The sequence below is a fragment of the Corynebacterium yudongzhengii genome (assembly GCF_003065405.1).
Classification (GTDB): domain Bacteria; phylum Actinomycetota; class Actinomycetes; order Mycobacteriales; family Mycobacteriaceae; genus Corynebacterium; species Corynebacterium yudongzhengii.
Genome location: NZ_CP026947.1, coordinates 2,258,168 through 2,273,733, shown reverse-complemented (window position 1 = coordinate 2,273,733; position 15,566 = coordinate 2,258,168). Strand labels below are relative to the sequence as shown.

General features: G+C 66.0%; 13 protein-coding genes. 9 read left to right on the top strand and 4 right to left on the bottom strand.

Features of this window, described 5'->3' with window-relative positions; genetic code table 11:
- Positions 1–63 precede the first annotated feature (63 nt).
- The 5 genes from dnaK to exaC all read left to right on the top strand — a co-directional run bounded on the left by dnaK (position 64) and on the right by exaC (position 6,076).
- The gene (gene dnaK, locus C3B44_RS10555) at positions 64–1,914 is read left to right on the top strand and encodes a molecular chaperone DnaK (RefSeq protein WP_108432326.1); all 1,851 of its coding nucleotides are present in this window, start codon (positions 64–66) and stop codon (positions 1,912–1,914) included.
- Between the two features lie 34 nt (positions 1,915–1,948).
- The gene (gene grpE / locus C3B44_RS10550) at positions 1,949–2,692 is read left to right on the top strand and encodes a nucleotide exchange factor GrpE (protein WP_108432325.1); all 744 of its coding nucleotides are present in this window, start codon (positions 1,949–1,951) and stop codon (positions 2,690–2,692) included.
- 183 nt (positions 2,693–2,875) lie between these two features.
- Complete coding sequence (gene dnaJ / locus C3B44_RS10545) at positions 2,876–4,069, top strand: molecular chaperone DnaJ (RefSeq protein ID WP_108432324.1); 1,194 nt, start codon at positions 2,876–2,878, stop codon at positions 4,067–4,069.
- A gap of 15 nt (positions 4,070–4,084) precedes the next feature.
- Positions 4,085–4,489 carry a heat shock protein transcriptional repressor HspR gene (locus C3B44_RS10540; protein ID WP_108432323.1) on the top strand — a complete coding sequence of 135 codons (405 nt, stop codon included), beginning with the start codon at positions 4,085–4,087 and terminating at the stop codon, positions 4,487–4,489.
- 66 nt (positions 4,490–4,555) lie between these two features.
- A complete protein-coding gene (exaC, locus tag C3B44_RS10535; protein ID WP_108432322.1) occupies positions 4,556–6,076 on the top strand; it encodes an acetaldehyde dehydrogenase ExaC in 1,521 nt (506 codons plus the stop codon).
- On the opposite strand, the gene C3B44_RS10530 is transcribed toward exaC, so the two are convergent.
- Both C3B44_RS10530 and C3B44_RS10525 read right to left on the bottom strand, forming a co-directional pair.
- The gene (locus tag C3B44_RS10530) at positions 6,042–7,253 is read right to left on the bottom strand and encodes an alpha/beta hydrolase (RefSeq protein WP_108432321.1); all 1,212 of its coding nucleotides are present in this window, start codon (positions 7,251–7,253) and stop codon (positions 6,042–6,044) included. The two genes, exaC and C3B44_RS10530, sit on opposite strands and share 35 nt — an antisense overlap.
- Positions 7,250–7,513 (bottom strand): hypothetical protein, encoded by a 264-nt coding sequence (locus C3B44_RS10525; RefSeq protein WP_146183492.1) that lies wholly within the window; start codon positions 7,511–7,513, stop codon positions 7,250–7,252. Before C3B44_RS10525 ends, C3B44_RS10530 begins: the two co-directional genes overlap by 4 nt.
- Before the next feature lie 90 nt (positions 7,514–7,603).
- Between C3B44_RS10525 and C3B44_RS10520 the strand changes: the two genes are divergently transcribed.
- A complete protein-coding gene (locus tag C3B44_RS10520) occupies positions 7,604–8,422 on the top strand; it encodes a carbon-nitrogen hydrolase family protein (protein ID WP_108432319.1) in 819 nt (272 codons plus the stop codon).
- On the opposite strand, the gene C3B44_RS10515 is transcribed toward C3B44_RS10520, so the two are convergent.
- Both C3B44_RS10515 and C3B44_RS10510 read right to left on the bottom strand, forming a co-directional pair.
- The gene (locus C3B44_RS10515) at positions 8,400–9,626 is read right to left on the bottom strand and encodes an FAD-binding oxidoreductase (protein ID WP_108432318.1); all 1,227 of its coding nucleotides are present in this window, start codon (positions 9,624–9,626) and stop codon (positions 8,400–8,402) included. The two genes, C3B44_RS10520 and C3B44_RS10515, sit on opposite strands and share 23 nt — an antisense overlap.
- 10 nt (positions 9,627–9,636) lie before the next feature.
- Positions 9,637–10,701, bottom strand: a complete 1,065-nt coding sequence (locus tag C3B44_RS10510) for an LLM class flavin-dependent oxidoreductase (protein WP_108432317.1) — start codon at positions 10,699–10,701, stop codon at positions 9,637–9,639.
- 205 nt (positions 10,702–10,906) lie between these two features.
- Here C3B44_RS10510 and C3B44_RS10505 point away from each other — a divergent pair, with 205 nt between their 5' ends.
- The 3 genes from C3B44_RS10505 to C3B44_RS10495 all read left to right on the top strand — a co-directional run bounded on the left by C3B44_RS10505 (position 10,907) and on the right by C3B44_RS10495 (position 15,527).
- On the top strand, positions 10,907–12,292 hold the full coding sequence (locus C3B44_RS10505; RefSeq protein ID WP_108432316.1) for a sodium/glutamate symporter: 1,386 nt from the start codon (positions 10,907–10,909) through the stop codon (positions 12,290–12,292).
- A gap of 502 nt (positions 12,293–12,794) precedes the next feature.
- Complete coding sequence (locus C3B44_RS10500; protein WP_328588299.1) at positions 12,795–14,255, top strand: DHA2 family efflux MFS transporter permease subunit; 1,461 nt, start codon at positions 12,795–12,797, stop codon at positions 14,253–14,255.
- A gap of 33 nt (positions 14,256–14,288) precedes the next feature.
- Positions 14,289–15,527, top strand: a complete 1,239-nt coding sequence (locus C3B44_RS10495; RefSeq protein WP_235840502.1) for an MFS transporter — start codon at positions 14,289–14,291, stop codon at positions 15,525–15,527.
- Positions 15,528–15,566: the final 39 nt, after the last annotated feature.

Below are 15,566 nucleotides of genomic sequence, written 5' to 3'. Positions count from 1 at the left end.
GTTCAACTTGATCGACAACTTCTTAAACAGAAGCTCTTAGAAGCGACAGAAAGGAAACGTGCAATGGGACGCGCAGTAGGAATTGACCTTGGTACCACCAACTCCGTCGTGTCGGTGTTGGAGGGTGGCGAGGCCACTGTTATCGCTAACTCCGAGGGTTCCCGTACCACCCCGTCAGTGGTTGCCTTCGCGAAGAACGGTGAGGTTTTGGTCGGCCAGTCGGCGAAGAACCAGGCCGTCACCAACGTTGATCGCACCATCCGCTCCGTGAAGCGCCACATGGGCTCGGACTGGACCACCCAGATCGACGAGAAGACCTACACCCCGCAGGAGATCTCCGCTCGTACGCTGCAGAAGCTGAAGCGCGACGCGGAGTCCTACCTCGGTGAGGATGTTACCGACGCCGTCATTACCGTCCCCGCCTACTTCGAGGACGCCCAGCGTCAGGCCACCAAGGAGGCCGGCCAGATCGCAGGCCTGAACGTCCTGCGTATCGTTAACGAGCCGACCGCGGCTGCCCTGGCCTACGGCCTCGAGAAGGGCGACAACGAGCAGACCATTCTGGTCTTCGACCTCGGTGGCGGTACCTTCGACGTCTCCCTGCTGGAGATCGGTGACGGTGTCGTCGAGGTCATCGCTACCGCCGGTGACAACGAGCTCGGCGGCGATGACTGGGATCAGCGGATTGTGGATTGGCTCGTCGATAAGTTCAAGTCCTCCAACGGTGTGGACCTGTCCAAGGACAAGATGGCCATGCAGCGTCTGCGTGAGGCTGCGGAGAAGGCCAAGATCGAGCTGTCCAGCTCCCAGCAGTCCACCATCAACCTGCCGTACATCACCGTCGACTCGGAGAAGAACCCGCTGTTCCTCGACGAGACCCTGACCCGCACGGAGTTCCAGAAGATCACCCAGGATCTGCTGGACCGCACCAAGACCCCGTTCAACCAGGTCATCAAGGATGCGGGCCTGTCGGTCTCCGATGTTGATCACGTCGTTCTCGTCGGTGGTTCCACCCGTATGCCGGCCGTCTCCGACCTGGTCTCTGAGCTGACCAGCCGCGAGCCGAACAAGGGCGTCAACCCGGATGAGGTCGTCGCTGTCGGTGCTGCCCTGCAGGCCGGTGTCCTGCGCGGCGAGGTCAAGGACGTCCTGCTGCTGGATGTGACTCCGCTGTCGCTCGGTATCGAGACCAAGGGGGGCGTCATGACCAAGCTCATCGAGCGCAACACCACCATCCCGACGAAGCGTTCCGAGACCTTCACCACGGCCGAAGACAACCAGCCGTCCGTGCAGATTCAGGTCTTCCAGGGTGAGCGTGAGATGGCTTCGGCCAACAAGCTGCTCGGCTCCTTCGAGCTCGGCGGCATCGCCCCGGCCCCGCGCGGTGTCCCGCAGATCGAGGTCACCTTCGACATCGACGCCAACGGCATCGTGAACGTCTCCGCCAAGGACAAGGGCACCGGCAAGGAGAACACGATCACCATCCAGGAAGGCTCCGGCCTCTCCCAGGAGGAGATCGACCGCATGGTCAAGGACGCCGAGGAGCACGCCGAAGAGGACAAGAAGCGCCGCGAGGAGCAGGAGACCCGCAACACCGCGGAATCCACCTCCTACCAGACCCGTAAGTTCGTCGAGGAGAACTCCGAGAAGCTCTCCGAGGACAACGTCAAGGCCGTCAACGACGCCGCCGACGAGGTCGACGAGGCCCTCAAGGGTGATGATCTGGACGCGGTGAAGGCGGCCGTCGAGAAGCTGAACAAGGCTGCTCAGGAAGCTGGCCAGGCCCTCTACGAGACACAGGCCAACGAGGGGGCAACCCCGGGCGAGTCCGCCGAGGAAAGCGACCCGAACGTCGTAGATGCCGAGGTCGTCGACGAGGACACCGACAACGAGAACAAGGATGGCGAGAAGTAAGCCGACCCTGAGGAGAGAAACGGAGGAGTAGGACATGACTTCCCCCACCAACCCCGGGGACCCGGAGAACACCGACGAGCAGAACGTCGGCCCCGACGCCGCCGAGGAACTCAACGAGGAAGCGGCCGACGCCCAGGGCGTCGACGGCGACGACGCCACCGCCACCCCGACGCCGGACCCGCACATCCCCGTCGACGGTGACATCGACCCCACGGTCGAAGCCGACGTCGACGCGGCACTGGCCGACGTTGACGAGCAGAGCCAGGTCGACCAGGCCGCGGCAGACGCGCAGGCCGACGAAGCCGTCGCCGCCGCGGACGCCGAGGTCGAGGCAGAGACGCCGGGGGAGCCGAGCCTGGAGGAACAGCTCGCCGAGCGCACCAGCGACCTGCAGCGCGTGAGCGCGGAGTACGCCAACTACCGGCGGCGCACCGAGCGCGAGCGCGAGCAGGTGATCGCGAACGCGAAGGCATCCGTGATGTCGTCGCTGCTGCCGATCCTCGACGACCTCGAGCTGGCTCGCCAGCACGGCGACCTCGACGAAGGCCCGCTCAAGGGTTTTGGTGAGAAGCTCATCAACACCCTGGAGGGCCAGAAGTTGGCCCCATTCGGTTCCGAAGGCGAGGCGTTCGACCCGGAGATCCACGAGGCAGTGCAGGATCTGTCCACGGGTGACGAAAAGACCGTCGGCACCGTGCTGCGACCCGGCTACCGGGTCGGAGAGCGCGTGATCCGCACGGCGATGGTGATCATCGCCGACCCGGATAACGGCTCTTAGGCCGCGGGCTTTTAGCACCCGACGACGCGACGTGACCATCTCCCACCGATCAAGGCCCGGGATAAGGGGTCACGTCGCGTTTTCGCGTACCGGCAGTAATAGTTAGTAACTACACACAACAAAACAGCATTAGACACACTTTTCGACAAACACTGAAACACCAAGAAAGGAGGGGATGGCATCGTGAACGCACCGAGCGAATGGGCGGACAAGGACTTTTATGCGGACCTCGGGGTCTCGTCGTCGGCATCTGCCGAGGAGATTAAGAAGGCCTACCGCAAGCTCGCCCGCGAGAATCACCCCGACGCCAACCCCGGAGATGACGCCGCGGAGGCGCGGTTCAAGAAGGCCGCCGCGGCCTATGACGTCCTCGGCGACGAGAAGAAGCGCAAGGAATACGACCAGCTGAAGGCCATGCTCCGCAATGGAGGTTTCCCAGGCTTCGGCGGGAACGGAGGTGCCGGCTCGGCCGGCGGGTTTCGCTCGCAGGGCCCGACGTCGGGCTTCGACTTCTCCGACGTCTTCTCGCGCACGGGCGGAGGGTTTTCTGAAGAAGGCGGCTTGGGGGATATCTTCGGCAGCTTCTTTGACCGCGGCCGTGGTACTGGCCGCGCAGCTCGGCCGACGCGAGGGGCCGACGTCGAAACGGAAATCACGCTCGACTTCCGCGAGGCGGCCAAGGGGACGACGATCCCGGTAGAACTCAGCGGGAACGCGCCGTGCACCACCTGCCACGGCTCGGGCTCGCGCTCCGGTAAGCCTTCGACCTGCTCGAAGTGCTCGGGCACGGGGTTCGTCTCCGAGCAGCGCGGGGCTTTCGGGATGTCGCAGCCGTGCGACGAGTGCGGCGCGACCGGCAAGAAGGTCACCGACCCCTGCTCGGCCTGTAAAGGCACGGGCACCCAATACCGGAAGCGTTCGATTACCGTGCGCATCCCGGCCGGCGTCATCGACGGCCAGAAGGTTCGGCTTGCCGGCCAGGGCGAGGCGGGGCCGAACGGCACCCCGTCGGGAGACCTGTTCGTCTCCGTGACGGTCCGCCCGGATAAGGTCTTCACCCGCTCCGGCGACGACCTCGAAGTCACCGTCCCGGTGAGCTTCGCCGAGCTCGCCTTGGGCGATACCATCACCGTGCCGACGCTCGATAGTCCCGTCAAGGTCCGCGTGCCCGCCGGCACCCCGGACGGACGCACCCTGCGTGTGCGCGGGCGCGGCATCCCCAAGCGCGGCGGCAAGGCCGGCGACCTGCTGGTCACGGTGCGGGTCACCGTGCCCTCGTCGCTTGACGACGCCGCCAAATCCGCACTCCGCACCTACGCCCAAGCCGAACGCGACAGCGGCTTCGACCCACGCGCCGGCTGGGCAGGACGCTCGTAGGGGAGGTGTCAGGTAATGAGCAGTGAAGATGATGCCTCAGGTGAGGTCTACGTCATCTCCGTGGCGGCGGATCTGACCGGTATGCACGCCCAGACGCTGCGCACCTACGACCGCATCGGCCTCGTCGTTCCGCAGCGCACCTCGGGCGGCGGGCGCCGGTATACGCGCCGGGACCTGGACCTTTTGCGCGAGATCCAGCGCCTCAGCCAGGACGACGGCGTGAACCTCGCCGGCATCAAAGAGATCATCCGCCTCAACGAGGAGAACGCGAAGCTGCGCGACGAGCTCGACCGCACCCGCGCGGAGCTCGCCGAGGCGAAAGACAAGCCGGCAAATGCCGGGCGTGAGCTGGTGCATGTGCCCCGCTCGACCGCTGTGGTGATGTGGGACCGCCGCCGGCGACGCAGGCCCGAAATGTGACCCTTGACACTGTATGTTGGAGGGCACATTATGGGGGAAGATCGTCTCCGAGTGAAAGGTCCCCCTATGACTGTCTACGCCCGCCCCGGCACCGACGGTGCCCTGATGAACTACGCCGACAGCTACGACAACTACATCGGCGGTGAGTGGGTCCCGCCGGTCGACGGCGAGTACATGGACAACATCACCCCGGTCACCGGTGAGGTGATGTGCCGAGTAGCCCGCTCCAACGAGAAGGACATCAACCTCGCAATCGACGCCGCCGAGAAGGCCGCCGACCAGTGGGGCAAGACCCCGCCGGCCGAGCGCGCCCTGCTGCTGCACCGCATCGCCGACCGCATGGAGGGGCACCTCGAGTCCATCGCGGTCGCCGAGACCTGGGAAAACGGCAAGGCGATCCGCGAAACCCTGGCCGCCGACATCCCGCTGGCCGTCGATCACTTCCGCTACTTCGCCGGCGCCATCCGCGCCCAGGAGGGCGGCATCTCCCAGATCGACAACGACACCGTGGCCTACCACTTCCACGAGCCGCTCGGGGTCGTGGGCCAGATCATCCCGTGGAACTTCCCCATCCTCATGGCTGTCTGGAAGATCGCCCCGGCGCTGGCCGCCGGCAACTGCATCGTGCTCAAGCCGGCGGAGCAGACCCCGGCATCGCTGTTGTACGTCATCGGCCTGATCGAGGACCTCCTGCCCGCCGGCGTGCTCAACATCGTCAACGGCCTCGGCGACGAGGCCGGCGCGGCGCTCTCGGGCTCGGATCGCATCTCGAAGATCGCGTTTACGGGCTCCACGGCCGTCGGCAAGATCATCAACAAGGCCGCCGCCGACAAGATCATCCCCGTCACCCTGGAGCTCGGCGGCAAGTCGCCGTCGATCTTCTTCCCGGACGTCATGGACGCCGACGACGACTTCCGCGCCAAGGCCATCGAGGGATTCACCATGTTCGCCCTCAACCAGGGCGAGGTCTGCACCTGCCCGTCGCGCGCCCTGATCCACGAGTCCATCGCCGATGAATTCCTGGAGCTCGCCATCGAGCGGGTGCGCCAGATCAAGACCGGTGACCCGCTCGACACCGAGACCATGATGGGCGCGCAGGCCTCCCAGGAGCAGATGGACAAGATCACCGAGTACCTCTCCATCGGCCCCAACGAAGGCGCGGAGACCCTCACCGGCGGCAAGATCAACGCGATCGAGGGCCTGGACAACGGCTTCTACATCGAGCCCACCGTCTTCAAGGGCACCAACGACATGCGCATCTTCCAGGAGGAGATCTTCGGCCCGGTGCTCTCGGTGGCGACGTTCAAGGATTATGACGAAGCCATCCGCATCGCCAACGACACCAACTACGGCCTCGGCGCCGGCGTGTGGTCGCGGGAGGCGAACACCTGCTACCGCGCCGGCCGCGACATCCAGGCCGGCCGCGTGTGGGTGAACCAGTACCACAACTACCCGGCGCACGCGGCGTTCGGCGGCTTCAAGGAATCCGGTATCGGGCGGGAGAACCACCTGATGATGCTGGCTCACTACCAGCAGACCAAGAACCTCTTGATCAGCTACGACCAGAAGCCGACCGGCTTGTTCTAAGCGCCTCTTCGACGGCCGCATAGAAACCCTCGTCTTCGAAGTAGCTGCCGTGATCGCCCGTGACCCCCGGGTCGTGGACCTGCGCACCGAAACTCGGGTGCGTGGGATCCGTCCCGTGGGGTCCTTCGGCGTGGTTGGGGCCGTTGATTAAGGTGATCGGATCGCCCGGGGAGGTCATCACGTGCACGCAGGGATGATCACCGTAGAGCTTCAGCTCGCCGGCGTGGGCCGCGCCCGAGCCTGGGGAGCCGAGCAAGAGGAGATCGTCGGAGTGCAGGCCTTGGTGAAGCGCGGCCTCCGAGGCGATCGCCGCGCCGTAGCTAAAACCCACGGTCACCCGGCGCTGCTCAGGCGCCCGGCGGTGCAGCTCTGCGTGGAGCTCCGAGAGCTGCTTTCCGGCGCGCGTGGCGGGCTCGCGCTGCAGGCCGTTGATCAGGTTCGACGGGGTGTGCCGGCCCAGCCACACGATGCCTCCTGCCGAATCCCCGCCGACCGCCCGGGCTAGCTGGCTGGTGCGCTCGATATGCGTCGACCAGCTCTGCGGATCCGCCGAGCCCACCCCCGGCACATAGGTGGTCACAGTCTCCACGTCCTCCAAGGAGACCGGATCTCCCGCCTGCGGGTCGGCGGGGAGGAAGGCGACGAGCCCATCTTCCGGGTGCTCCAGGATGAGCAGGCCCGGGTGCTTATCGACGAGCCCGCGCACCCAATCATCCGCAAACATGAGGTGAAACTCGTGGAGCTGGCGCGAATCCAGATCCTTAAGATGCGACATCCGCATCACCGGCTCCGGGGACTCCGGGGTGCACAACGAGGTGATCTGCTGCGCGCATGCCACATCGAGTGCCGTGCCGAGCCCGCGCAGTAACTGCAGCGTATCGCGGGCGAAAGGGAGATACCCCACCAGCGGGGCCACGCGTGCGATGGCGGAATCGAGCAGCTCGGCCAGCTCCCCGGAGGCCTCGAGCACGCGCGCGATCGCCTCCATGCGCTGCCACTGCACGACCAGGGGCTCTCGCAACACATGGATCTTGCCGCGCAGCGCCTCGAAAGAGGCGGCGTCGGCGCGCTCGCCGAGCGCGGCGGCTTCCTCGACGGTGATCTCCTGCTCGTCGACGAGTTCGGCGGCGCGCCTGTGGAGGTCAGCGGCCGCGCGGTAGATGAGCAGCGGATTCATCGGCTGCCCCGGAAGCGGTGGGCGAGGTGGCGGTCGCCGTCGAGAAGCGAACGAAACAGCCACGCTGCCTGTTCCCAGTAGTCGGCGGCGGCACTGGCGTGGGCGTCGGTGGTGGCCGCCATGATCGCGGCGGCGTGGGTCAGGGCGGCGTCGGTGTGCGGGGCGCCGGCGCGCAGGTGCAGCGGCGGCAGGTTTCGGGGGCGGTGGCGGGCGTTGGTGATGACCTCTTCGGCGGAGAGGTCCATGCGTAAGTTCTCCATGGCTGGGATGGTGCCGAAAAACGCCCGGGCGTGCGTTCGGGTGCTCGTCAACCTGTGGACTACCCGGAGTTATCCACATATTGTGGCACCATGAAGATCGCAGCCGTGCAAATCTCCAGTGGACCTGATATAGAAGACAACCTTGCCCGCGCCGTCGATGCCATCGAACGCGCCGCTGACCAGGGCGCCCGCCTGATCGTGCTGCCGGAGGCGACGAGCCAGTCCTTCGATTCCGGGCGCCTGGATAAGCAGGCCCAACAGCTTGACGGCCCTTTCGCCCGCGGGCTCGCGCAGGTTGCTGAAGAGCGCGACGTGGTGGTCGTCGCCGGCATGTTCTGCCCGGCCGATTCTGTGGAGAAAGGCGACAAGACGATCAACCGCGTGTACAACACCGCGCTGATCACCGGCGGCGGCTACCACCAGGGCTATGACAAGATCCACACCTACGACGCCTTCAACTACCGCGAGTCCGACACCGTGCGCCCCGGCGATGAGCTCGTGACCGTTGAGGTCGACGGGATCACGGTGGGCATCGCCATCTGCTACGACATCCGTTTCCCCGAGATGTTCAAGGAGCTCGGCGAGCAGGGCGCCGAGGTGATCGTCGTGCCCACCAGCTGGGCCGATGGCCCGAAGAAGCTGCCCGCCTGGCGCACCCTCGCCGTGGCGCGCGCGTTGGATTATGTCGGCTACATCGTGGCGGCCGGCCAGGCCCGCCCGGGTGGCGACGAGGAAGCCGGCAACCCCTCCGGGCCCACCGGCATCGGTTATTCGGTGATCGTCGATCCCACCGGTGAGCGCCTCGCCGAGGCCGGCTACACCCCGGAGATCATCTACGCCGACGTCGACTCCGAGACCGTTGCGAAGGCCCGCAAGGCTCTGCCGCTTATCGACGGTGGTGCGCACTAACCCCCGGCCACGAATTGGCGGCGTCGAAATCGAGGGTGTGGATGGCGGCGGGGTTGACGCCGTAGTCGGTCAGCGCGGCGTGCGCGTCGCCGACCTCGTCGACCGGCCCGGTAAGTAGCACCTGCGTGCCGCTGCGGTGCTGCGCAAGTGACGAGGCCAACGCCACCGGCGATTCTTTAAGCGCCCCGATCTCGCTTGCTTCTCGACGCCGCCCGCCCGGCGCCGGCAACCAGAAAGGATCGATTGCCTCGGCGACGGTGACATGCACGGTGAGCCAGTCGGCATGCTCGGCGAGGCTGCGCAGGCGCTCGAGGTCGTAGTGATCGCCCGGATAGCACGCATGCACCAGTAGGTGGGTGGTGGGGCGGGCGGGGGCGTCGAGAAGCGAGAACACCAGCGCCTCGGCGGCCGCCAGGCCCGTCTCGAAGGCGAGGATCACCAGCTCATGCTCGGTATCCGGCCGATACGTGCGGCCGTGCGCGGCGCCGACGGTCCAGAAATCGCCCACCTTCGCGCGCGCCAGCAGCCCAGTGGCGGTGCCCTTCTCAGTTGCGCGGACATGGAACTCCAGAAAACCTCCCGGGTTCTGCGGCGCGGCCGGGGTGAGCGCGCGCCAGAGCCCCGGGGTGTAGGAGGCGGTGACCATGAGTGCCTGGCCCGGCGCGAAGCTCGGGCCCGGGGCGGCCTCCAGGCGCACGACGGACGTGCGACTCGTGGCCCGGTTGACCTCCCGGACCCGCGCCATCTGGGCGGGCGGCTCGCCGGCGAGGTCGGCGGCCTCGGCAGCCTCGGCCATGGAGGCGCAGTAGGCGGCGAAGGCGCGGGCGGCGGCCTGGATAAGGTGCTTTACGACGGGCCGATGCGTCCGCCGGTTGAGCTCACCTAAAGCAGCGGTGCACATCTCGGCGAACGGGGCGTAGATGGTGCTCGGAAACCCGTGGCGGCGATGCGCGATCCCCAGCTCGCGCATCCGGTCGCGGACCTCGTCGGGGATGTGGATGTCGCCGTCTGCGTCGGTGCTGGTCCGCTCGAGCGCCCACGCGAGGGCGGGGGCGAGCTCGCGGTGGGCGGCGGCCTGCTGCAGCGGGAAGAGGTGTCGGGCCTGGAGCTCGGCGACGAACAGCTGCTCGTGAACGAGGTCGCGGAACTCCTCTGACCTGCGGCGCAGCAGCTTTCCGACGGTCTCCAGCGTGGTGGAACTCATAGCTTCCACACTAGCTTTCGTAGCCGGTGACCTTGCCCTCGGTGTTCGGTTGCCAGCCCAGTGCTGGGGCGACGTGTTCGGCGAAGTTCTGCAGGATGGAGACGTTGACGTCGACGCCCATCTGGTTCGGGATGGTTAAAAGGAGAGTGTCGGCGGCGGCGATGGCGGGATCGGCGCGCAGCTGTTCGATGAGCACGTCGGGCTCAGCGGCGTAGGAGCGCCCGAACGTGACGTTGCGGCCCTCGCCGAGCGAGCCGATCTGGTCCTCGTTCGTGGCGGTGGGGCCGAAGAGCTGACGGTCACGCTCGGTGACGATCGGGAAGATGGAACGCGACACCGAGACCCGAGGGGTCCAGTCGTGGCCCGCGTCTTTCCAGGCGGCGCGGTAGGCGGCGATCTGCTCGGCTTGGACTTCGCCGAGGCTGCGGCCGTCGGCCTCCGAGACGAGCGTGGAGCTCATGAGGTTGACGCCATCGCGGGCCGCCTGCTGGGCGGAGGCGTTGGTGCCCGAGCCCCAGAAGATGTTCTTGCGCAGCTTCGGCGAGTGCGGGAACACCGGCAGGGGAGTGCCCGAGCGATACATACGCGGGTACTGCTTCTCGGCGGGCGCGGCCTTGGCGACGCCGTAACCATCGATAGCGGCCAGGAAAGCCTCGAACTTCTTGCGCGCCATATCCGAGGCATTGTCTTCAGAACCGGAGTAGCCGAAGGCCTCCCAACCCTTGTCGGCCGGCTCCGGCGATCCCCGGGAGACGCCGAGGGCGACCCGGCCGTCGGCAAGCAAGTCGAGGGCGGCGGCCTCCTCGGCGAGGTATAGCGGGTTTTCGTAGCGTAAATCGATGACGCCGGTGCCGACCTCAATGTTTCTCGTGGAACCGGCGATCGCGCCGAGTAGCGGCATGGGGGCGGAGGCCTGCGGGGCGAAGTGGTGGACGCGGAAGCTGGCGTTGTTGACGCCGATCTCGTCGGCGGCCTGCGCGATGGCGAGGGCATCGTGGAGGGTCTGGCGGGCGTCGGGGCCCTGCTGGCCGCCGATGGCGTGGTGGCCGAAGCTTAAGAATCCGAAGGCCTTCATGGGTGTCTCCTTAAGTTGTTGTCTGTTCCTGCCACCGAGGGTAGTTGATACGTCAATAAAATGGAAGGTGGGGATTACCCTAGGTTTTCCTGAGGATTAGCTTTAAGATGAAAGCAACCATGATCGGCCTCGTGTGGTGCGCAACGTCATTTTGTTGGCGCCTCCGGGCCGATTGCCATGAGAAGTGAAAGGACGGACCGGGCGTATGGAGTTCACTCCCAACGATCTGCTCGTCGACGTCGGCTGGATTTCTTTCCTGCTGGTCGTCGGTAATATTTTGCGAAACCGCATCGCGCTGCTGCAGAAGCTACTGCTGCCCGCGCCGATCACCGCCGGTCTGCTCGGTCTGCTCTTGGGCCCAGAGGTCTTAGGGCTCATTCCGTTTTCCGATCAAGTCGGCAACTACACCGGCATCCTCATCGCCTTCGTGTTCGCCTCGATCGCGTACTCGATGGAGCTGTCCGGCTCCGTCTCGCACGGCGCGCGGAACATGTGGAGCTACTCCACCATCATGTTCATGGGCCAGTGGGGCCTGTTCATCCTGCTCGGCGTCTACTTTTTTGCGCCCGTGTTCAACACCGAGAACTGGTTCGGCATGATGCTGCCGGTTGGCTTCGTCGGTGGATTCGGTTCGGCCGCCGCCGTCGGCTCCGCCCTCGAGGACGCGGGCGCGGAAGCAGCGCAGTCGCTGGGCTTCACTTCGGCGACGATCGGCACGCTCGTGGCGATCATCGGTGGCGTCATCGTCGCTAACTGGGGCATTCGCGCCGGCAAGTCCACCGAGCTCTCCGGCGATCTGCCGAAGGAGCTGCGCACCGGCTTCATCGCGGACGCTAAGGAGCGCCCGTCGATCGGCAAGGCCACCACCAACCCTTCCGCGATCGAGCCGATCGCCCTGCATGTCGGCTTCGTGACCTTCACCGTGCTGCTCGCCTACACGATCAACAACGGCGTCAGCGCCATCTGGCCCTCGGTGAGCATCCCGCTGTTCGCGATGTCCTTCCTCGTCGGCCTGCTCGGCCGCTTCGCACTGGGCCTGTTCAACCGCCCGGATTACCTCGACCGGGACACCGTCTCGTCGATCTCCGGTGCGGCGACCGACTACTTGATCGCCTTCGGTGTGGCCTCGATCGTGCCGGCGGCGATCGTCGACTATTGGGTCGCCCTCGTGGTCATGTTCGTCCTGGGCACCGCCTACTGTGTGTTCTTCCTGCTCGTGGTCTCGCCGAAGTTCTTCGGTACCTACTGGCTCGAGCGCGGTCTGTTCGGCTGGGGCTGGGCCACAGCAGCCGTGGCGACCGGTATCGCGCTGCTCAAGATGGTCGACCCCAAGCTGCGCTCCGGCACGCTCAACGAATACGGCGTGGCCTACGTCGGCTTCGCCCCGTTCGAGCTCGGCATGACGATCATCGCGCCGATCGCCGTCCTCGCCGGATTCACCGCGGGCTTCGGCTGGATCTCGCTGGCTGTGGCCATCGGTATCCTCATCACCGTCTTGGCGCTGAAGTGGGTGCCCGAAAAGGGCGACGGACCCGGCGGCGAGAGACTGCGGAAACTGCAGGAGTCCGCGCGCAAGCACGGCGAGGGGTAGCTCTACGCGGGGGTTGGTTTGGGGTGTGGGTAGGCGGGTAAGCGGGTAAGCAGGTGTCCCATCAGTCACGCCTTTCCCAGTAGTCTCGCCTGGGGCTCATGAACGTTGCTTCGGGTGTCCATGTGCTCGCTTGGTCGAAAGCAGGAACCCCTAAAGGAGTGGTGGTTTCGACCGCGTGAGGCTCCTTTCTATAGGGGTGAATTCGACCAGCGTTAGCGCAACACGAGCGTTTGTCCACCCGCACCGTCCACGCCGCCGATGAGAGGCAACACCAGCCCCGCCCGTAACCAGGCAACGCGACCAACGCAAGCAAACGCACTAGCAACCCACCCGCGCCCCAACGCAACCTCCACCTTGACACCCGACCGCTGAGTACTAGGATATTGCTGGTCAATCTGACCGGGCCGCCACCAAGGCGGCCCCTGATTGTTTTGTGGGGATACCAGCGGTGACCTGCGGCATAAGAGTCACCGTGACGAGCGAGCGAAGGTAGGGATGCGTTATGTCGACGGCTTCGAGCTCCCACGCAGCGGGTGCGGGCGACAAGGGCATGACCCCGGAGACCGTCCTGGTGCTGGTGTCTTTGCTGTTCACCGCGTTCGTGATGATGGTCAACGAGACCACGCTCGCGGTGGCTCTGCCGACGATCATGGAGGATTTCCATGTCACCGCCGCGACCGCGCAGTGGCTTTTGACCGGCGTGATGCTCACGATGGCGATCATCTTGCCCACCACCGGCTGGATGCTCGATCGTTTCACCACCCGGCAGGTGTATCTGGCAGCGATTTCCTTCTTCCTGCTGGGCACGGTGGTCGCGGCGCTGTCGCCGAGCTTCGCGGTCATGCTCACCGGCCGTGTGTTGCAGGCGGTGGGTACGGCGATCATCATGCCGCTGCTCATGACGGTGGTGATGACCGTCGTCCCGCCGACGCGCCGCGGCATGGTCATGGGCATCGTGAGTGTGGTCATGGCGGTCGGCCCTGCCCTCGGCCCCACCATCGCGGGCGCGATCCTCGCCGTCGGTGACTGGCACCTGATCTTCTGGTCGCTCACGCCGTTCGTGGCGGCGGCCGGGGTGATCGGCATGTGGAAGCTGCGCAACGTCGGCGAGTACGGCGAGACCCCGCTGGATATTCCGTCGGTGCTGCTCGCCGCGGTGGCTTTCGGCGGCCTCGTCTATGGGCTCAGCTCGATCGGTGTGATCGCCGCCGGTGCCGAGGGCGCCGGTATCGCCTTGGTCCTCGCCGTCGCGGGCATCATCGCGCTCGTCCTCTTCGTGCTGCGCCAGCTGCGCCTGACCAAGACCGGCCGGGAACTGCTCAACCTCGCTCCGCTGAAGGAGTGGAACTTCACCGTCGGGCTGGTCGGGCTGTTGATGCTGCATATCGCGCTGCTCGGGACGGTGGCGACGCTGCCGCTGTACCTCCAGGGCGCGCTGATGACCACGGCGCTCGTCGCCGGCTTGGCCACCCTGCCGGGCGGCATCGTGGAGTCCATCCTCTCTCCGATCAGCGGGTGGCTCTTCGACAAGGTTGGCCCGCGCCCGCTCGCGGTTCCGGGCGGCATCTTCTTGGCCGTTGGCCTGTTCCTCATGGCCACCGAGGATCACGAGACCTCGGTCTGGCTGATCGTCGTCCACTTCATCGTGGTCTCCATTGGCTTGGCGTTCCTCTTCACCCCGCTGATGACCACGGCGCTCGGATCGCTGCCGCAGGAGATCTACTCGCACGGCTCCGCGATCTTCAGCGCCCTGGTGCAGCTCGCAGCGGCCTCGGGCACGGCGCTGATGGTGGCGATCTTCTCCTATGTCTCGGTGACCGGCGGCGAAACTCCGGAAGCTATTGCCGACGGCGCCAACTCCGCCTTCCTGCTCGCCGGCTTCGTTTCGCTCGTCGTGATCCTGGCGGCCCTGCTATTCCGCCCGATCCCCCGGGAGAAGGCCAAAGTCGAGCCGGTAGAGTGACCGAGATCTCCGCCTGTTGTTAAAATCACATCCGTGAGTGACGGAGATCAGACGAAGATACACGTGCCCGACGATGCCTACCGCCACTGGTGGCGCGTCGGCTTCGCTATGTTCGCCGTCGGCTTCGGGGCTAACCATTTCATCCCGTTGCTGCAGGTTTATCGCGAGGGCATGGCCAGCTCCGAGGCGTCGCTGACCGCTATGGTCGGCGTCTATGCCGCCGGCCTGATACCCGCGCTTTTGTACTTCGGGCGCCTGTCCGACCAGATCGGCCGCAAGTCGGTGTTGATGCCGGGGTTGTGGGTGGCGCTCGTCGGCACCCTTATTCTTGCGCTCGGCGCGTTCAGCCAGGAATGGCCGCTGTATCTCGGGCGCATCATCATCGGCGTCTCCGTGGGCATGGGCATGGCCTGCGGCGCGGCGTGGATCAAACAGCTATCGACGGACGACCCCGTCGCCGGCCCACGTCGCGCCACCGTCGCGGTCTCCGCCGGTTTCGGCCTCGGCCCGCTCATCTCCGGGGTGATCGCCGAGTTCGCCCCGGCGCCCGACTTCCTGCCGTACGTCATCCACGCCGCGGTGACCCTCTGCGCACTCTGGTGGCTGCGCGCGGCGCCGGAGACGCAGGAGGGGCGGGGCGTCGGCAAGCGAAAGATCGTGCCACCTGTGGTGTTTACCGCCGCCTACCTGCTCGCGATCGTCGCGTGGGCGCCGTGGACCTTCGGCGCCCCGACCACCGCATTTGTCACCAACCCCAGCCAGATCGGCATCGATTCCGCCTTCCCGACCCTCGTGCAGGGACTCCTGGCCTTCCTCACGATGTTCTCGTCGCTGTTCATTCAGCCGGTCGTCGCGAAGCTGTTGGCGAACGGGCCCCGGTGGTTGGCGTTGGCGGCCTTAGGCTTGACGACGACCGCCGCCGGCCTCGGTGTCGCCGTCGCCGCGGCGCTGACAGGTTCGGTGTGGCTGATGCTGATCACGGCGCCGGTGCTCGGCACGGCGTATGGCATCTTCATGGTCGCCGGCCTCGCCGAGACTGAGCGTTTCGCCGATGACGGCGAGCTCGGCGCCCTGGTGGGGATCTTCTACTCGTTGACCTACCTGGGCTTCTTCGTGCCCTTCCTGATCTCCATGCTGGTCACGGGCGCGGAGAATGTCTTCGGCATGGACCCGACGCAGGCGTATGTGGGCGTGCTCGCGGTCGGGGTGGTGGTGTGCCTCGCCTCCATCTGGCCGGTGTCCAAGGCTGCGGGCTACGGTGGGCGGTCGTAGAAAAGTTTTTTGACTTGAGTGGAACAGACTCAACTTTCT